This window comes from Streptomyces sp. CB03238, assembly GCF_002099185.1.
Lineage (GTDB): Bacteria > Actinomycetota > Actinomycetes > Streptomycetales > Streptomycetaceae > Streptomyces.
Genome location: NZ_NBCN01000007.1, coordinates 138880 through 157726, shown reverse-complemented (window position 1 = coordinate 157726; position 18847 = coordinate 138880). Strand labels below are relative to the sequence as shown.

Below are 18847 nucleotides of genomic sequence, written 5' to 3'. Positions count from 1 at the left end.
GCTACGCCCCAGCAGCGGGCGGCAGTTACTCGACATTCCATCGTCCGACGCGGGAGGACTCTTGCTGTCCCATCTCTCTGAACGCCTTCACGACCCCATCATGTACGCGCTTCCCGCTGTCGCACTCATTATCCTCGTCGAATTCGTGGCGATACGATTCGATGACGACGATCGCGAGCGTTTCTCGACGGAGGACACCCGCGCCAATATCCTCACCGGGCTCGGGGCCCTGGCCATTTCGAGTGTGCTGCGTACCGCGGCTCTGGTCTTCTACGCCTGGCTCTACGTCTATGTGGCGCCGTTCCAGCTGCCCGCGGATTCCTGGTACACGTGGGTCATTCTCTTCATCGGAGTCGACCTCACTATCTACTGCTACCACCGCATGACCCACCGCATCAGGCTGCTGTGGGCCGGACACCAGGTGCACCACTCCAGCCAGTACCTGAACGTCTCGGTCGCCCTGCGGCGCAAATGGGCCCAGTGGTTCGAGAAGCTGATGTGGCTGCCGCTGCCCCTGATGGGTGTCCCGCCGGCCCTGGTCTTCACGATGCACTCACTGCATCTGATCTACGGGCTCTTCGCGCACACCGAGAAGATCGGCAAGCTCCCGCGTCCCATCGAGGCGATCTTCGTGACGCCCTCCCACCACCGGGTCCATCACGGCAGCGACGCCGAGTACCTCGACAAGAACTACGGCAGCATGCTGATCATCTGGGACCGGATGTTCGGGACGTTCCAGCCGGAGCTCCACCGTCCCACCTACGGACTGACCAAACAGCTCACCACACACAGCATCTGGCGCATCCAGGTCCACGAGTTTGCCCAGATGTTCCGTGACATCCGCGGCGCTTCGTCCTGGCGTGACCGTGCCGGTTACGTGTTCGGCCCGCCCGGTTGGAAGCCTCCCCAGGCCCGGACCGGCCAGGCCCCGGAACGCACCGCGGCATGAACCGCCTGCGCGGGCACCCGTGGCTCACCCTGGTGCCCCTTGCCCTCGGCGGCATGATGGTGTCCCTGGACACCACCGTGGTCGCCGTCGCGCAGCCCGCCATGCAGGCTGATCTCGGAGCGTCGGTCGGGGACATCCAATGGGTGACGACGGGCTATCTGCTGGCGCTGGCGGCCATGCTCGTCCTCGCTGGGAAGCTCGGCGACCGGCTGGGACACCGCCGGGTCTTCCTCGCGGGGACGGCGGGCTTCGCCGCGACGTCCGTCGCCATCGGCCTGTCGCCGGACATCACCTCGATCACCGTGCTGCGGGTGGCCCAGGGGGTGTTCGGCGCGCTGATGCAGCCGCCGACCCTCGCCCTGCTGCGCGCGACGTTCCCCGCGGACCGGCTGAACGTGCCGATCGCCGTCCGCAGCGGCGCGCTCGGCATCGCCACGGCGGCCGGTCCGGTCGTGGGCGGCCTGCTGGTGGAGTACGGCAGCTGGGAGTCCATCTTCTTCATCAACCTGCCCCTCGGCATCGTGGCCATCGCGATGGGCCTGCTGGTCCTGCGCGAGGCGCGCCTCGACACGGTGGCGAGGTCCTCGGATCCCGTCGCCGTGATCCTGCTCGCCGGGACGCTGCTCGCGCTGCTGTGGGGATCGGTACAGGCCCCTGAATACGGCTGGGGCGACGTCCGTATCTGGGGGGCACTCGCCGGCGCCTGCGTCATGGGCGCCGGTTTCTGCGTGTGGGAGGCACGGGCACCCGAACCGCTCGTGCCCCTGTCGCTGTTCCGCTCGGCCGCGTTCTCGGCCGGGGTGATGCTGATGGTCCTGGTCTCCTTCATCATGTTCGGCGTGCCGTTCGTCTGCACGTTCTTCCTGCAGAACGTGGTGGGGCTGTCCCCCGTGGAGTGCGGCGTCCTGGTGCTGTGGCTGACCCTCGCCATGGTCGTGGCGGGTATCGCCACGGGTCTGCTGATGCGGCGTACCGGCTCACGGGCGCCCGCCCTGCTGGGCATGGCGCTCACGGCCGTCGCCGCCGCCGGTCTGGCGCACGCCACCGGTGCCGGGTCGTCACCGGACGAACTGCGGCTGTGGTTCATCGTGTTGGGGCTCGGATTCAGCGCCGTGATCGTGGCCTCCACCCATCTCATCGTCGCCGCAGCTCCGTTGCGTCACTCGGGCGTTGCCGGCGGGCTCCAGCAGACCGCCATGCAGGTCGGCGGGAGCCTGGGTACCGCCGTGCTGGGCGCGGTGCTCGTGGCCCGGGTGGACGCGCTGCTTCGGCAGCGTCTCGCCGAGACCGGTACGCGGATGACGGGACCGGAGCTGGACGAGGCGGTCCGGTCGGTCTCGCTGGGGATCACACCGGCGTCGTTCGGGCCCGAGGCGGCGTCCGTCGTCCCGGGCACGTTCGTCGCCGGCATGGACACCGCACTTCTGATCTCGGGCGGCGTGGCGGCGCTCGCGGCCCTTGCCGGGTGGCTGCTGCTGCGCCGTCCCGCGGCCGAGGCGGCGCCGGAAGCGGGGGCGGAGGTGAAAACCATGGCGTAGCGGGCCGCACGGTGACGAGATCCCGAAGACGTGAGGAGGGGCGGGAACCGCGACCGCGGTTCCCGCCCCTCCTCACGTCGCTCACACCCTCACGTCGTCCGCGCGGTGCCGGTCCGCCGCTCCGGCGCTCTCCAGTACCCGCCAGAAGTTTTGGAGCCAGGTGAGCGTGTCCCGCATGACGTAGTGGTCGGAGCCCGGGCGCAGCGCGGAGAGAAGGAACGACCTGCGGCCCTCGGCCGCCGGCCCCAGCACCGTGAGACGGTCCTCGACGCTCCCGTCGGCACGCACGGGGTGGGAGCGCTCGGTGAGGTCGAGCCCTCCGGGTTCGAACATGTCGCCCGCTCCGGAAGCGTTGCGCCAGAGCCGTACGGTTCCGTGCTCCAGCAGGTTGCGGAACAGCGGCGACGCGTCCAGCTGCGGGTCGAAGGGGTGGATCCTCGCGTCGGCCAGGGTGTCCACGAGGCACGACGCGCCCGTGGCGGGCCCGTCGACGCGGAAGCGCCCGGCCTCCCCGTCGCTGACGACGACCGCTCCGGGGCCGGTGCCGACATCGAGCACACCGTGCCGGATCAGAGCCCTGATGCGGGACATGACCTCGGCGGCGGCGCCGTTGGCGAGCCGGTTGTGGATCCGTACGTACCGCGCTAGGAAGACGCGGTGGGACGCCGGAGTGAGACCGCCGTCGTCCACCGCGTACGAGATGACCCCGCGCAGATCCCGCCACACACCGTCCGCGGCGGCCTTGTGCGGGTTGTTCAGATTGCCGTGCACCGCCCAGAGGTGATCGCGGTCCATGAAGTCGAGGACCGCCTCCCGGTATTCCCCGGGTGACCGCGAGGGGCCCCCTGCCAGGGGGGCGACCGTGCGCTCCCAGCTGAACCGGTTTCCGTGCGGCTGTTCGTCGAGCCGCCAGGGCGAGACCCACGACGCGGCGACGCGCTCCGGTGCGGCGAGGTTGTGGCACAGGGCAGCCCGGGTGATCGCCTCCCGCTCGGTCCCGAAAACCACCCCGATCCAGCGCAGGACGGTGGGCTCCACCGCCCAGCCGGACGTGCCGGCCGCGGCCCGCGCCACCGTCACGCGGCCGTGCAGGACACCGTCGACCACGTCGGCCAACTCGTTCACGGCGGCTTCCAGCGGACCGAGCAGCCGCGACGGGTCCTCGGGCCGCTCACCGTGCGGCGGCCCGCCCGCGAGGAACCCGCGGTAGACGCCCGCGAGCCGGTCGGCCAGGAAGTCGGCCACATGGCCGCCGAAGAGGGTGGTGTAGTGGACGAACGCCATCTCCAGGACCACGAGCGGCAGTACGTCCCGCTCGAAGTCCAGCTGACCGGATCCTCCGCCCGCTCCGGGAGTGCCGACACTTGTCCGCATCTGGTCCAGGGCCGTGGGCGTCAGGAACACCGCCCGGTGTTCCAGCCGGGCCGGGTCGGCTTCCTTGTGGTTGTCGGGACGGGCGAAGGTGAACAGGCCCGTCTCGCTGAAGGCGAGCAGCTGCGCGGGCTCGGCTCCGCCAGGCCGGTAGCGCAGGCCGTGCTGGCCGTCGGGCTCGAAGCTTCCCCCTCGCCCTTCCGTGAGGAAGAGGATCTCGTCGATCGCCGTGAGCCCCATGCCGGCGATGCCCACGACGCGGCCCGCGCCACTCACCTCGGCCGTCAGCGCCTTGTCCAGCGGGTAGGCGTACGGGACGTAGGCGGCACCGGTGGTCTGCGCGAAGTCCGTCAACGCCCGCGACCGCGCGGACCGGCGCGGATCGTGGTGGGTGTGACCCGTCACCATCAGCACCTGGTCGCAGGGGAAGCCGACGCCGTCGGCCCCGTGCACCGTCAGCCCCTCGCCGTCCGGCCGCACGTCCACGACCTCCTCGTGGTGGAGGAACACCTCGACCTGCGGATGCGCGCGCAGTTCGCGGACGTAACCGTCGAACATGTCCTGGAGCGCCATGCCGTGGACGTAGCGCTTGGGCCAGTCCTCCGGGCCGAGGTCGAGGTCGGGGTGGCCGGTCCGGAGGAACCGGCGCCGGCACCACTGGTGGAGGTCGGGCCGCTGATCGGGGTGGCGCAGCGGCCCGGCGCCCTTCACCGACTCGTCGGCGGCGAAGGACACCTGATTGCCGATGCGGTTCAGATAGCTCGTCCTCGGCTGTGTCGGGCTGTGCGCCTCCCCGGAACCGAACTCCCCGGTGCGCTCGAAAACCCGTATCTCCAGCGAGCGGTCCGGGCCGAGGCGGTCGATGCCCGCCGACAGCCGCTCCAGGGCGTACGTGGCGCGGGGCCCGCCACCGACGACGGCCAGCCGGTGGACCCCCGGTGTGCCGGTCACGCGGCCTCCCCGGGCCCGGAGCGCACGGGAGTGCCCCGCCCTTGCCCGGCCAGCGCCTCGCCGAGCGCGGCGAGGAAGCCGTCGATGTCCCGCTCGTCCATCGCGCCCATGGTGGAGAGGCGGAAGAAGCCCCCAGCCAGCTGGTCCTGGGCCGCGTAGATCACGAACCCGGCGCGCTTGCAGGCATCGTGCAGGCTCTCGTACGGCACTCCGTCGGGCAGCCGGATCGCACTCAGGCTCACCGCGCGGTGCCCGGGCTCGAGCATGATGTGCAGGCCCTGTTCCGTCAGGCCGGCGCGCAGCCGCTCGGCGAGGGCGCGATAGCGCGCGCCCCTCCCGGCGACGCCCTCGGCGAGTGCTAGGTCGAGGGCCGCCTCGAAGGCGTAGAACGCGGGGACCGACGGGGTGAAGGCGGGCGCACCGGCCTTCTCCTGGGCTTGGAAGTGCCGGTTCAGATCGAGGTAGTACGTGTGCGCGGGGTGCGCGGCCAGGGCGTCGAAGTCACGCCGGGAGGCGCAGACGAAGGAGACGCCCGGCATTCCCTCCAGGCACTTGTTCGCCGTGCCGACCAGCCAGTCGATGCCGTCCCGTGAGATGTCCAAGGGCTCCGCGCCCACGCTGCTTATGGCGTCCACGATGGTGAGGCACCCGTGCTCGTGGGCCACGGCGCCGATGCCGGAGACGTCATTGAGCATCCCGGTGCTGGTCTCGTGGTGCACCACCGCGACATGGGTGAGGGACGGTGCGGCGGCCAAGGCGCGGCCGACCGCCGCCGGGTCCACGGGGGTGCCCCAGCCCAGGTCGAGGCGGGTGACGCGGATGCCGTGGACGCTCGCGATGTCGAAGAGGCGCCTGCCGTAGTGGCCGTTGTCGACCACCAGCAGCCCTCCGTCCGCCGGAATCGCCGAGGTCACGGCGGCCTCGAGCGCGGCCGTGCCGGAGCCGGTGAGCAGGACGGACGTGTGATCGGCGCCGCCCCCACACACCGCGGTGGCCTTGCGCCGGATCCGGTTCATGAGCGCGCCGAACTCCGGCTCGCGGTGGCACATGTCAGGGCCGCCGAGTGCGCCGCGCACCGCTTCGACGGTGTTCACCGGACCGGGGTTCATCAGTACCAAGCGGCGTCCGGTCGGGGCGGTTCTGGCCGGGACGGCGGGGGAGTCGCCGGTCACGAGGCGATCATCTCCTGGAATCGGGCGGCCGAGGCCGGCGGTGGGAGGGCCGGACGCCCCAGCCCGGGGTCGGAATACGAGGCGATGCGTACGCGGAGCAGGGAGGGCCCGGCGTGCAGCAACTGCTTCTCCAGCGCGGCCACCAGCCCCTCGGGGCCGGTCACCTCAGCGGCCTGTACGTAGCCGCAGGCCGCCGCCAACTCGGTGAAGTTCAGGCTGGCGGAGCCGGTCGGCTGGCCGCCCGTCGACTCGTACGCCTCGTTGTCGAAAATGATGTGCAGCAGGTTGGGCGGTCCCAGCCTGCCGATCGTGGCCATCGCCTCCAGACGCATGAGCGCGGCGCCGTCGCCGTCGAGCACGACGACCTGGCGGGCGGGCGCGTGCAGGGCGATGCCCAGGGCGATGCTGGAGGCACAGCCCATGGAGCCGACGACGTACAGATTCCCGGGCCGGTCCCAGTCGTGCTCCAGCTCCCGGGCCGTCTTGCCGGTGGTGGCGACGACCAGGGCCCGATCGCCGACGACGCGCATCACGTGCGCGATGGCCTCGCTGCGCAGCATGGTTCCGCCGGCCGGCGCCTTTGCCCGTGCCCCGGGAACCGAGGCCACGATCTGCCCGGAGGCGGCCGGGGGTACATAGGGGGCTATGGCCCCCTTGCGGACGACGAAGGCGAAGGGCAGACCCGTGTCCCGCATGTGCGCGTCGGCCACCAGCAGGCGCTCGCGCAGGGTCTCCTCGTCCTGCGGCAGGATCTCGCTCCGGATCTCCATGGCCGTCAGGAGGTCCGAGGTGATCCGGCCCATCAACTCGTGCTGGGGCTCGTCGGGCGAGCCCGGCTCACCGCGCCAGGTGACGAGCAGCAGGACGGGCAGGCGCAGGGTGTGGCACAGCGAGGTCAGCGGATTGACGGCGTTGCCGAGACCCGAGTTCTGGAGGATGACGACGGGGCGCCGGCCCGCCAGACGCGAGCCGGCGGCGATGGCCACCGCCTCGCCCTCGTTGGCGGCGATGAGGTACTGGTCGGGGCGGGTGTCCTGAAGGCAGCTGATCACGGGGCCGAGGAACGAGCAGGGCACTCCGGTGAACGGACCGAATCCCGCTTCGTCCAGGAGTGCGACGACCTTCGCGGGGTCGAGGGTCGCGGTCAAGCCGTCACCTGCTCGGACACCAGCGCGCGCAGCTCACGCAACTCATTCTGCGAACGCACATGCGTCCACCCGCCGGCGATGCCGGTCGCCCGGACCGTCCAGCCGGTGGCGATGAGGTCGGACAGCAGGTCGACCAGGGACACCGGGTGGTCCTGGACCGTGCCGCGCTTCTCCGCCGCCTGCTGGAGCGCGGTGAACCCGCGCGCCGAGAAGGAGGCGATGCCGGTGAACTCGCCGTTCGCCGGACCGGCTACCTTCTCGCCGAGAGCGGTCACGACGTGGCCGCGGTTGCCCGCCAGCAGCCGGCCGCCGATGCTCTTCGAGGACAGCGCCACCGGTACGCCGCCCCGCGCGGCCACATCGACCAGGACCGCGACATCGGCGGTCGTGGTGGTCAGCCGGTTGAGGGACTCGGCATCGGCGAAGACGTCGTCGGAGCTCACCAGGGTCCGGCCGGCGAAGCCGGTCGGGACCTCGGTCAGCGCCGCAGCCGCGTCCCCGGCCGGCTGCCCGGAGTGCTCGGGGGCCTCCACGACGTCAGCGACCCCGCTCTCCTTCAGCGCGTCGCCACGCAGCAGGGCGAGACCGGAGTGGGAGTCGTCGGAGGGATCCCGCGGGACGCCGGCGGGCGCGCTGGGCACGATCACCGCACGGGTGCCGGGGCCTCGCTCACGGACGAAACGCTCCTCGTCCGCCTTCAGCGCGGCCATGCCCTGGAGGTCGAAGACCGTGGCGAGCGGCGCGATGTCCTTCTCGAACCCGGTGGTGCGCCCCTCCGCGAGGATCTTGCCGAACACCTCGGTGACGGCGCTGATCCCAGCCCGCAGACCGTGGTTGGCGTAGATGACCATCTTGGCGCCCGCTGCGCCGAGCTCGTCCGCGGTGATCGTGTGATAGGTGGTGGGCACCACGACGACGGGCAGGTCGAGACGCCAGCGCCGGAGGAACTCGAGTATGGGGTCCGGGGACGAGCCCTTGGCGTGGATCAGCACCGCGTCCGCGCCGGACTCGGCGTAGGCCTCGCCCCGCTTGAGCGCCTCCTCCATCCCGTGTCCGGCGATCAGGGCCTCGATACGGGCGATCACCATGAGGTCGGTGCCGCGCTGGGCTCTCTTGGCGCCCTCGATCTTCCCGCAGAACTCGTCGAGACCTGCGAGCTCCTGTCGGCCCGGGATAAAGCTGTTGACCTTGGGGAAGACCTTGTCCTCGATGCTGACGGCGGCCAGCCCGGCGCGCTCGTAACGCCGAATCATGTGCATGACGTTGAGGGCGTTTCCGTACCCCGCGTCACAGTCGGCGACGACGGGGATGTCCACCGTGTCGGCCAGCGAACCGGCGATGGAGAGCAGTTCCGCCATCGTCAGCAGATCGGTGTCGGGCAGTCCCTGGGACGCCGAGATCTCCAGGCCGCTCGACCAGACGCCGTCGAACCCCGCACGTTCTGCCAGCCGCGCTCCCAGAGGGTTGTGCGCGCCGACGATCCGGACCACCCCCGGCCGTGCGAAGAGCTCCCGCAGTCGCGTCGCTCCGCCCGTGCCGACACTGTTTTCCACGACGGCTTCCATACTGCCCTCTGCTTTCCTGTGATGTCCGGGCCGTTGTGCCCGGGTGTGTGGCGGCATCGCGTCGTCGCTGCCGTCGCGGTGATGGACCCGTGTACTCATCCGTAGTCGAAGGTGTCCGGGTCCGGCCCCCTGCGCAGGCCGGAGTCCAGATCCGCGATCGCGGCCATCTCGCCGTCGTCCAGGGCGAAATCGAAGACGCGGAAGTTCTCGGCGATGCGGCTCGGTGTCGCCGACTTGGGGATGACCAGGTTGCCCAGCTGGAGATGCCAGCGGATGGCCACCTGGGCCGGGGAACGGCCGTGCGCCCGCGCGATCTCCTCGAGGACCGGAAGGTCCAGGAGGCCGTGTCCCGAACCGAGCGGGCTCCAGGCCTGCGTGGCGATGCCGTGGGCCGCGTGGAACGCGCGCAGCTCCCGCTGCGGGAACAGGGGGTGGAGCTCCACCTGGTTGACGGCCGGCACGATGTCACAGGTCTCCATCAGCCGGGTCAGGTGCCCGGCCGTGAAGTTGGAAACCCCGATCGCGCGCGCCCTGCCGTCGGCGTGGATCTTCTCCATCGCGCGCCATGTCTCCACGTAACGGTCGCGCATGGGAAGCGGCCAGTGGATGAGGTACAGATCGACATGGTCCAGCCCGAGGCGCTCCAGGCTCGTGTCGAAGGCGCGCAGCGTCTCCTCGGTGCCGTGGTCGCCGTTCCACAGTTTGGTCGTCACGACGATCTCGTCGCGCGGGAGGCCGGAGGCGGCGACGGCGGCGCCGATGCCCCGCTCGTTGCGGTAACTGGTGGCCGTGTCGATGCTGCGGTAGCCGGCCTCCAGCGCGGTCGCGACGACGGACTCCGCCTGCTCGTCCGGGACCTGCCACATGCCCAGGCCCAGCCGGGGGACCGTGACGCCGGTGTTGAGGGTGACTTCGTTCTTCACGCCCCCTCCTTCAGCCCGAGGTCGACCGGCAGGGAGTAGCAGCCGTGCAGATGGGTGGTGGTGCGGAACTGGATCTGGTCCTGCGGGATCGCCAGCCTCATGTCCGGGTAGCGCGTCACCAGGTGTTCCAGGACGACCTCGAGCTCAATCCGGGCCATCGCGGCGCCCAGGCACACATGGATCCCGTGGCCGAACGCGAGATGGCGCGGGCTGCGCGGGCGGTCGAGGTCGATCACGTCGGGGTCGGGGAATGCCGCCGGGTCCCAGTTCGCCGCCTGGACCGAGGCGATGACGCCCTCACCCGCGCGGATGGTGACGCCGCCCAGCTCCACGTCCTCCACGGCCACCCGCCGCGGCGAGTCCCGGACGATGGCGTGGTAGCGCAGCAGTTCCTCCACGAGCACCGGGATGACCGAGGGGTCCTTACGGGCCCGCTCCGCGAGGTCGGGGCGCTCGATGAGCGTCAGGGCCGTCAGCTCGATCTGGTGGGCCGTGGTGGAGAAGCCGGCGAAGAGCAGCAGCGCCACGAAGGACACCAGTTCGATGTCACTCAGCTCGGGATGGTCGCTGATCATCATGCTGAGCAGATTGCCGTCGGGCTCGGCATGCTTGAGCTCGATCAGCTTCAGCACGTACTGGAGCAGCTCCAGCTTCGCGTGGTCACGCTCCTCCGATTCCAGCTCGTCGTGCGCGAGCACGATCCTGACGTTGCGTTCGAAGAAATCGAGTTCGTCGGCCGGAACACCGAGCAGCAGGCTGATCGCCGTGGCGGGAATGGGGGTGGAGAACTCCTTGACGAGGTCCACCGGCTGGGGGAGGGCCTCGATGGCCTCGCACCGCTCCCGGGTGATCCGCTCGATGTCCGGGCGCATCCGGGCGATGCGCTTGGGCGTGAACTCAGCCGCCACCATTCCCCTCAGCCTCGGGTGCTCGGGCGGGTCGGCGTGCGTCATGCTCAGGGGCAGATCCGTCCCACCCGGCAGGTTCCAGCGAGGAAAACCCGGCGCCTTCGGATTGACGCTGAAGCCCGGAAGGGTGAGGATCTCGCGGACAAGTTCATAGCTCGTCGCCAGCCAGGCAGACGTGCCGTCGGGCAAGGCCACCTGAGCCAGCGGGCTCTCCTCACGCAGCTTCGTGACCGCCTCCGGCGGGGCGAAAGGGCAGCCGGCGGGGGCGCCTTGGGGGAGCTCGGGCAGCTCAGGCGCTCCGGGGCGGTCTGAGGCGTCGGCGTTCACATCAACAGTCATCTGTTCCACCACTTCAGGGCTCATTGCTGGACGGCTTGCTTCATGCGGGCTCACCACTTCACGACGCTGGCGCACGCCGCCGTTCCGCCCCCGAGGCCGGCGAGCATCACGCGGTCACCTCGCCTGATACGCCCCTGCCGCACCTCGATGGCGAGGGTCAGGGGGATGGAGGCGGCCCCGGTGTTGCCGAACCGGTCCGCCGACAGCGCGACCTTGCCCGGAGCGGCACCGAGCCACTTGGTGCACAGCTCGACCATGCGCGGGCTCCCCTGGTGCAGCACGAAGCGGTCAATGTCGGCCAGCGTCAGCCCGGCCTCCTCGCACGCCTGCTGCGCCACGACCGGCAGAGCCGTCTCGGCCCAGGTGACGATGGCGCGCCCCTCCATCTCGAACCGGTCGGCGAGCGGGTCCTCTGTGTCCCGCAAGGGCAGCGCGCTGCCACCGGCGCGCACCCGTACGAGGTCCAGGTGCTCGGGCTGACACCGGGCCACGACACTGACGAGCCCGGAGTCCTCGGTCGGCGGCTCGAGGATCACGGCGCCGGCGCCGTCGCCGAACAGGCTCACCGTCCTGCGGTCCGCCGGATTGACGATCGAGGAGTACTTGTCGGCGCCTATGAGGGCCACCGGTCCGTGGCGGCGCCACCCCTCGGCCGCACCGAGCCCGTAGAGGAACCCGGCACAGACTCCGTTGACGTCGAAGGCGGGGATCCCCGTGAGGCCTAGGCGAGCCAGGACGAAGGCCGCCGTCGGAGGCTGCGGCTGGTCCGGTGTGGAGGTGCAGACGATGACTCCGGCCAGGTCCTCACCGCGCAGGCCCGCGTCCTCCAGGGCCATGGACAGCGCCCGGGCCGCCAGCGCGGACGTCGGCTCGTCGGAGGCCGCGTACCTGCGCTCCTCCACGCCGGTGCGATCGACGACCCACCCGGGGTCCGCGCCGCTCCACCGGGAGATCGTCTCGTTGTCGATGCGCAGACCGGGGACGTGCCACCCCAGGCCCGCGACCCCCATCCCCTGCTCAGCTGTCTTCATCGGTATGCCTCGTAGACCTTCCCTAGGATGCGGGCGGTGACACGGGAGCCGGCTCCCGAAGGGGCCACAGCCCCCGGTGGCGTGTCCGTGCCGGCCCGCGGCCGGCTCAGCGCACGGGCGACGGCCGCCGCTTGCGGTTCGGCACAGCGGACCGCGGCCTCGCCGCACCGGAACCGGTTCATGAGGAACAGGCCGGGGCAGCCCGGCGCCTCCAGGGCCAGACCGAGCCGGCCCTCGCGCAGCACCCGCCGCACCTCGGCCGGCAGATGTGGCGAGCTCTCGCTGAACCCCGTGGCGGCGATGACCGCGTCGAATTTCTCCGAGGTCCCGTCGGCGAAGCGCACCGCCTCGTGCTCCAGGGACTCGACCTGGCCGTACACGCGCAGACGGCCATGGCTCAGATGCGGCAGGAAGTGGTCGCTCAGTACAGGGGTCGAGGCGGCCAGCGGCTTGCCCGGACTCGGCAGGCCGTAGTCGGCGTAGGAGCCCGTGAGCCGCCGCACGACCGACTCCGCCACCTTCGCGGCGAGGCCGCCGACCAGCGGGACACGCTGCAGCATGCCGTCCGACGCGTGGTCGACCGGTCTGCCCAGGATCACCTTCGGCAGATGCCACTTCGGCGTCCGGATGCTGATGCCGACTCCGGCCGCCGCGGCGACGAGGTCGCAGGCGATGTCGACGGCGGAGGCGCCGTTGCCCACCACCAGGACGTGCTTGCCGCGGTACGGCTCGGGATTGCGGTACTCCGACGAGTGGGCGTACGCGTACACCGGGTCGGCGGCCACCGGGACCTGGGGGCCCCTGGGTTGGCCGTTGTGCCCCGTGGCGTCGACGACGGCATCGAACTCCGCTTCGGCGTCCGAGCCGTCGGGCTCCACCCAGCGAACCCGCCAGACACCGTCCGGCTGCCGCTCGACCGAGGTCACACGGCACTCCCAGTGGCGCTCGGCGCCCTCGCACTCTGCGGCGACCTCCTCCAGATACGCTGCGTAGCGTGAGTGGTGGAGGTACTGGACCGGTGCCTCGGCATGGATGGGGCTGCCGGTGAAGGCACTCAGTTCCCGTGACGTGTTCAGGTAGAGGGCGTCGTACACCCGGCTCCGCCGCGAGGAGGCGTTCCACAGGCCTCCGGCCTCGCGGTCCTCGGAGAGCCAGTGCAGGGACCCGGCCGGAAGGTGCCGCTGGAGTTCGCGTACGGCGGCGATGCCGCAGACGCCCGAACCGATGACACAGACCTTCACCGCGACCGTACCTCCGGGGTGCCGGGATCCGTGAACAGATCGGAGCCCGGGCGGTTGCGGTACAGCTTCTTGGCGTAGTCGTAGGCGGGCACCTCGATGTACCGGTAGATCGGGACGGCGAGAAGGATGATGAGGAGGAAGTACGTGAGCGCGATGGGTATCTGGTAGAGCGCCCCGTTCAGCGTCTCGGTCGGCAGCGACAGCGCCCCGGAGAGCCAGCGGACGACGAACGGCCCGGTCGGGAGGAAGACGAGGAGCTGGATGGCGTACATCCCGTAGGAGAGCTTGCCCAGTTCGACGAAGAGCCGACGGCGCAGGAGCGAGGGCCGGCCGGCGAAGTCCGTCTGGGCCAGGGCGACCACCAGAATCGTCAGCGGGACCATGCCGACCGCAGTGCGCTGGAGCGGCCCAGGGACGTACGTACCGATCAGATAGGCGACGGCGCACAACGACCAGGCCCAGCGCAGCCGGACGGTGGGCAGCACGCCCCGCATCAGCAGGATGCAGGCGATCACGCCGACCAGGAACTCCAGAAAGCGGTAGGGCGGGAACGGCAGGGTGAACCAGTAGGCCAGGTCGCCGCCCTTGGAGCCCGTGCTCATGTACGTCTCGTGTCCGCCGGTGCCGGTGACCGCGAAGTACTTCATCACGTACAGCGGCAGGGCGAATTCGAGGAGGACCGCGCAGCCCAGCAGCCAGTACAGGGATCGGGTGGGCAGCCTGCGGACCAGGAACAGGGCCACCGGGAAGAGCAGATAGAAGAAGCCCTCCGTGCTGAGCGACCAGGTGACGGGGTTGACCCCGTGGTAGATGTCCTGGAACGGCACCCATGACTGGAGCAGCGTCAGGTGCAGCACCACGTTGCTCACGCTGATCGGCATGCCGATCAGGAGGATGGCGCCGATGGCGAGCAGGGACGTGAACAGGTAGACGGGCACGAGTTTGCCGACGCGCTTGGCCGCGAAGTTGGCCATGCTCGTGCCCTGGCGGGTGGTGAGCGCCAGGACGAATCCGCTGAGGATGAAGAAGCTCCCCACGGCGAAGTTGCCGCTCATAGTCAGGAAGCGGGGCCGCGACAGCGACGCGAACTCCAGGTGGCCGCTCTCGCCGAACACCATCCGGAAGGTGGTGAAGTGGAAGAAGAACACCAGGATGGCGGCCAGTCCCCGCAGGCCGGTCAGGGAATCGAGCAGTGGTGGGCCCCCCTTGGGCCGGGACTGTGGGGTCTCGACCGGCACCTTCACAGGGCTTGGCGTGGTCATCCAGGTACTCCCGTTTACTTCGTCTCGCGTAGGTCTTCCGGCGGCGCCGGCGATCCGGTGGTCGGGCCTTCAGGCGGTACGGGGGTCGGCGGGCTGCTCGGTCAGCATGCGAAGACCAGGGCGGTGTTGTGCCCGCCGAAGCCGAACGACGTGGACAGTGCGACGCGGTGCTCGAGCGCTCGGGGCTTCGTCCGCACCAGGTCCAGATCGATCCCGTCCCCGGGCCGTTCGAGGTTGCGGATGGGGGGGACCAGTCCGTCGCGCAGGGTGAGTACGGTCGCGACCGCCTCCACGGCTCCGGAGGCGCCCAGCAGGTGCCCCGTACACGACTTCGTGGCGGTCACCGCCGGGCGGTGGCTGCCGAGCGCCCGGTTCAGTGCGCGGGACTCGGCGAGGTCTCCCGCCGGTGTCGCCGTCCCGTGGCTGTTGACATGGCCGATGTCGGCCGCCGTCACACCGGCGTCGCGGAGGGCCGTCTCGATGCTCCGTGCTGCGCCGCTGCCCGAGGGGTCGGGGGCCATGAGGTGGTACGCGTCGGAGGTGGCGCCCGCACCCAGCAGGGTGCCCAGGACCGTGGCCCCCCGGGCCTCGGCGTGCTCGGCCCGCTCCAGCACCAGCATGCCCGCGCCCTCACCCAGGACGAATCCGTCACGGTCCCGGTCGAACGGCCGACTGGCCGCCGAGGGGTCGTCGTCTCGGCGGGAGAGCGCGCGCAACTGGGCGAAGCCGGCCAGGGTCATCGGATGCAGGCAGGAATCCGCTCCGCCCGCCACGACGACGTCCGCCCTGTTCAGCCGCAGCAGATCCATGGCCATGGTCATGGCCTCCGAACCGGAGGCGCAGGAGCTGACAGGCGCGTGCGCCCCCGCCCGCGCCCCCAGATCCATGGCCACCTTGGCCGCCGCGGCGTTGGGCATCAGCTGGGACATGAGGTACGGACTGATGCGCTGCGGCCCGTGCTCCTGCACCAGCCGGAACTGCTCGGGGACCGCCTGGACGCCGCCGATGGCGGTGCCGATCACCACCGCGAGCCGCTCCGGAGCCACATCCGTGGCCTTCGCCTGGTGCCAGGCCTCACGGGCCGCGATCAGCGCGAGCTGCTGGACGCGCTCTATCGTCCGTGCGGTCATCCTGTCGAGGCGGCCCTCGACGTCGGCGGTTCCCGCGAGCCGGGTCGGCAGACCTTCGAACCCGGGCCCGTCCAGAAGCCGGATGCCGGACCTGCCGGCGAGCAGGCCGCGGTAGAAGCTCTCCGCGTCCGTGCCGATGGGTGTGACGGCACCGGCCCCCGTGACGGCGACGCTCATGAAGCCGCCTTGTGCTCGGCCAGGTAGTCCAGGACCGCCTCGACGTCGCGCAGTTCGTTCACGACCTCGTCGGGGATCTGGACGCCGAACCGGGTCTCGCAGGCGACCATCAGCTCGATCTTCGCCACCGAGTCGATGTACAGGTCATCGACCAGATCGGCCTCCGGGACGACCGCGTTCTTCGGCAGGCCGGTGATCTCGGCGATGAGCGAGGCCATCAGTTCCAGGTTCGCCGCCTTGGCGGCAGCGGCCCCGGCGGCGGTGCCCGGCCGGCTGTCCGTGATGTCGGACGCAGTCATCTGTGAACTCCCATCAGAGAGTGGTGTGTCGAGGTTGTCCGGGGCGGGCCGCTCCCGGCGAGACCAGGTGGCGCCGGCCGGGGCCGCGCTCATTTGGCGGCCAGGGCCGCGCCCTTGACGGCGAACCCGGGAGCGAGCTCCTGGCCCGACAGGGCGCCGATCTCGCGCATGATCCGGTCGGTGTACTGCCGGCGGCTGAAGCTCTGCTTCTCCCGCCCGGCGTATTCGCCGGGCGTGAGCGGTTCACCAAAGTGCACTTCGAACGTGGTCCGCTTCAACAGCAGTCGCCCCGGCCGCTGCACCCGGTCGGTGCCGACCAGTCCGCACGGCACCACGGGCGCCCCCGTCGTCAGGGACAGCCACGCCGCCCCCGTCTGCCCCCGGTAGAGCCGGCCGTCCGGCGAGCGGGTGCCCTCGGGGTGGATCCCCACCCCTACTCCCTGCACCAGGAGTTCACGACTGGTCTCCAGGGCGGCGACACCACCTCGGCCTCCGTCCCGGCGAACCGGGATCATGCCGACCTGCTCGAAGAACCAGCTGCTGACGCGTCCCCTGAGCCCCTTCCTGCCGAGCCGTTCGGCCTTGCCCACGAAATACACCGGGCGGGGCACGAAGACGCTCAGGAAGATGTGGTCCGAGAACGACAGGTGATTAGCCGCGACGACGAACGGCCCGGATTTCGGTATGTGAGCCGTGCCTGTGATGCGGGGCCGGAAATAGGCGACCGCCAGGCCCGACAGAATCTTGCGCGTGATCTCACGGCCGGCCATGACTTCCCCCAAGGCAGAATTCATTCTCGGGTCCGCGTCGGACACCGTCTCGGCGGCTCACTATGTCGAAGTCCGCGAGCCCAACTCAAGGCCGATTCAGCGGGCTTTACCGCGCTCGCAAAAACCGCTTTAGCGAGGCACGCGGTGCGTCGTTACCCATGGGCGACCCGAGCCCGCCGGAACGGCCCCGGGCCGCCCGGCGAGCGGTCCCGGGCAGGCCGAGAACCGTTGCCCCGGCCACCGGCTCGGATATCGTGGCGGGCGTTCATCCCCACCGGCGCGCAGTTCTAGGCGGTTCGCATGTCACGTATCGACGACCCGAGTATCGGCGGGAGCATGCTGCCCGAAGTCGTGCCGACCGACGGGGACTTCGAGCCGCGAAGAGCATGGCTGACACTCGCCGTCGCCGCCTTGGGCGCCATGATGGTCTCGCTCGACGGCACCATCGTCCTGCTCGCCCAGCCCGCGCTCCAGGACGACCTCGGGGCGAGCCTGGAGCAGGTCCAGTGGGTCACGACCGGCTATCTGCTCGCGGTCGGCAGCCTCCTGGTGATCTCCGGGGGCATCGGCGACCGCATCGGCAACCGATGGGCCTTCCTGATCGGAGTCACCGGATTCGCCGTGACCTCGGGTCTCATCGCCGGAGTCCACGACGCCGGTTGGCTGATCGGCCTGCGGGTGCTGCAGGGAGTCAGCGGAGCGGTGCTCCAGCCGGCCACACTGGGGCTGCTGCGGGAAACCTTCCCGGACGACCGGCTCGACATGCCCATCGCCATCCGCAGCGCCGCGATCGCCGCCTCCACCGCGGCCGGACCGGTGGTCGGCGGACTGCTGGTCGAGCACGTCTCATGGCGAGCGGTCTTCATGATCAATCTCCCGCTGGGCCTCCTGACCGTGGTGGCGGGCGCGCTTCTGTGGCGTGGCAGGCCCGCGCGCCGCGTCGCCCTGCGGGGCCAGCGCGGATTCGACTTCGTGGGCGCCGCCGTCCTGGCGACGGTCCTGTTCGCCCTCTTCTTCAGCGTCTCCAAGATCACCTCGTACGGGGTGCTCGACCTGCGCAGTGCCGGACTGGTCGTCGTCGTGGTCGCCCTCACCTGGGTCTTCACGCGCATCGAGAAGCGCGTCCGCGACCCGCTCATGCCTCCCGCCCTCCTGCGGGCGCCGGCGCTCGGCGTCGGGTTCTTCCTGGTCATCACGTTGTCGTTCACCATGATCGGCACTCTCTTTGTGCTCTCCTACTACGTGCAGAACCAGTTGGGGCTCGATCCGGTCGCGGGCGGCATCCACGTGCTTCCGCTCACCGGGACCCTGATCGTCGCCGCCGCGCTGTCGGGCTTCGCCATGCGGCGGGCCGGGCCCCGTGTGGTGGTCGGCGTGGGACTCCTGGTCACCGCCGGCGCCACCTACGGGCTGTCCCGACTGGGGCCGCACGCCGGTTCGATGGAGCTGAGCCTGCTGCTGTTCGCCCTGGGGACGGGGCTGGCGCCCGCCCTGGTCGGTACCACCAAAATCATCGTGTCGAACGTGCCACCGGCGCTGGGCGGGCTCGCGGGCGGGCTGCACCAGACCGGCATGCAGATTGGCAGCGGCATCGGCATCGCCGTGATGGGCACGATGCTCGGCAGCCGCGCCGAGGCTCTCGTGCACGCCGGACTCGACCGGGCAGGCAACCCCCCGGTGGACCCCGACGTCATGACCCGGGCGATCGGTGAGACGTCGGTCGGCCTGCACCGTCCCGTCCCCGGTATGCCCGCCGAACTCGCGTCGGCCTGGGAGCGGATGAGCTCCGCCGTCTTCATGGACGCGATGGCGTACGCCCTCGGTGCGGCGGTGGTGGTGGCCCTCACGGGGGCGGTCGTCGCCGCACTGGGGGTGCGCGGCAAACACACCTGACGTTTCGCCCCAGCCCTTTTCGGACAGCGCCCCGTCCGCTCCGGCCTACTGCCGAGCGGACGGGGCGCTGTCTTTTTAGCCGGGATTAAGTGAAACCGGCGGTGAGAATTCAGTAATTCCTCGGCGTATCAAGACCGCTTGACGGGCCGATGGGTGGTGTTTAGGATCCGTCGGGCCTGC

Annotated in this window: 15 protein-coding genes; 3 read left to right on the top strand and 12 right to left on the bottom strand. The window is 70.5% G+C overall.

The features are described from left to right. Positions 1 to 145: 145 nt before the first annotated feature. Positions 146 to 949, top strand: coding sequence for a sterol desaturase family protein (locus BKD26_RS13875; RefSeq protein WP_241518640.1), 804 nt, complete (start codon positions 146 to 148; stop codon positions 947 to 949). Beyond that, positions 946 to 2487, top strand: a complete 1542-nt coding sequence (locus BKD26_RS13870) for an MFS transporter (protein WP_084898136.1) — start codon at positions 946 to 948, stop codon at positions 2485 to 2487. The genes BKD26_RS13875 and BKD26_RS13870 overlap by 4 nt, the downstream gene beginning before the upstream one ends. An 81-nt stretch (positions 2488 to 2568) precedes the next feature. On the opposite strand, the gene BKD26_RS13865 is transcribed toward BKD26_RS13870, so the two are convergent. The 12 genes from BKD26_RS13865 to BKD26_RS13810 form a co-directional block, all read right to left on the bottom strand. Beyond that, complete coding sequence (locus BKD26_RS13865) at positions 2569 to 4809, bottom strand: FAD/NAD(P)-binding protein (RefSeq protein WP_084898135.1); 2241 nt, start codon at positions 4807 to 4809, stop codon at positions 2569 to 2571. Then, entirely contained in the window at positions 4806 to 5981 is a 1176-nt protein-coding gene (locus BKD26_RS13860; RefSeq protein WP_241518639.1) for a 2-aminoethylphosphonate aminotransferase, read from the bottom strand. The genes BKD26_RS13865 and BKD26_RS13860 overlap by 4 nt, the downstream gene beginning before the upstream one ends. Then, entirely contained in the window at positions 5978 to 7129 is a 1152-nt protein-coding gene (gene aepY / locus BKD26_RS13855) for a phosphonopyruvate decarboxylase (protein ID WP_241518638.1), read from the bottom strand. Before aepY ends, BKD26_RS13860 begins: the two co-directional genes overlap by 4 nt. Beyond that, complete coding sequence (locus BKD26_RS41280) at positions 7126 to 8682, bottom strand: isocitrate lyase/phosphoenolpyruvate mutase family protein (protein WP_241518637.1); 1557 nt, start codon at positions 8680 to 8682, stop codon at positions 7126 to 7128. The genes aepY and BKD26_RS41280 overlap by 4 nt, the downstream gene beginning before the upstream one ends. Before the next feature lie 107 nt (positions 8683 to 8789). After that, a complete protein-coding gene (locus tag BKD26_RS13845) occupies positions 8790 to 9560 on the bottom strand; it encodes an aldo/keto reductase (protein ID WP_107417873.1) in 771 nt (256 codons plus the stop codon). A 53-nt stretch (positions 9561 to 9613) separates the two neighbouring features. Next, positions 9614 to 10864, bottom strand: a complete 1251-nt coding sequence (locus tag BKD26_RS13840; protein WP_179166526.1) for a cytochrome P450 — start codon at positions 10862 to 10864, stop codon at positions 9614 to 9616. 50 nt (positions 10865 to 10914) lie between these two features. After that, positions 10915 to 11895 carry a ketoacyl-ACP synthase III gene (locus tag BKD26_RS13835; RefSeq protein WP_084898131.1) on the bottom strand — a complete coding sequence of 327 codons (981 nt, stop codon included), beginning with the start codon at positions 11893 to 11895 and terminating at the stop codon, positions 10915 to 10917. Next, positions 11892 to 13136: an NAD(P)-binding domain-containing protein gene (locus BKD26_RS13830; protein WP_084898130.1), complete on the bottom strand. Its 1245-nt coding sequence runs from the start codon at positions 13134 to 13136 to the stop codon at positions 11892 to 11894. Before BKD26_RS13830 ends, BKD26_RS13835 begins: the two co-directional genes overlap by 4 nt. Continuing rightward, positions 13133 to 14398 carry an acyltransferase gene (locus BKD26_RS13825; protein ID WP_084898129.1) on the bottom strand — a complete coding sequence of 422 codons (1266 nt, stop codon included), beginning with the start codon at positions 14396 to 14398 and terminating at the stop codon, positions 13133 to 13135. Before BKD26_RS13825 ends, BKD26_RS13830 begins: the two co-directional genes overlap by 4 nt. A gap of 101 nt (positions 14399 to 14499) precedes the next feature. Beyond that, on the bottom strand, positions 14500 to 15705 hold the full coding sequence (locus BKD26_RS13820; RefSeq protein ID WP_084898128.1) for a beta-ketoacyl-[acyl-carrier-protein] synthase family protein: 1206 nt from the start codon (positions 15703 to 15705) through the stop codon (positions 14500 to 14502). Continuing rightward, complete coding sequence (locus tag BKD26_RS13815) at positions 15702 to 16004, bottom strand: acyl carrier protein (RefSeq protein ID WP_179166525.1); 303 nt, start codon at positions 16002 to 16004, stop codon at positions 15702 to 15704. Before BKD26_RS13815 ends, BKD26_RS13820 begins: the two co-directional genes overlap by 4 nt. Positions 16005 to 16093: 89 nt before the next feature. After that, positions 16094 to 16819: a lysophospholipid acyltransferase family protein gene (locus BKD26_RS13810; RefSeq protein ID WP_347104804.1), complete on the bottom strand. Its 726-nt coding sequence runs from the start codon at positions 16817 to 16819 to the stop codon at positions 16094 to 16096. 255 nt (positions 16820 to 17074) lie between these two features. Here BKD26_RS13810 and BKD26_RS13805 point away from each other — a divergent pair, with 255 nt between their 5' ends. After that, positions 17075 to 18667 (top strand): MFS transporter, encoded by a 1593-nt coding sequence (locus BKD26_RS13805; protein WP_084898125.1) that lies wholly within the window; start codon positions 17075 to 17077, stop codon positions 18665 to 18667. The last annotated feature ends 180 nt before the right edge of the window (positions 18668 to 18847 follow it).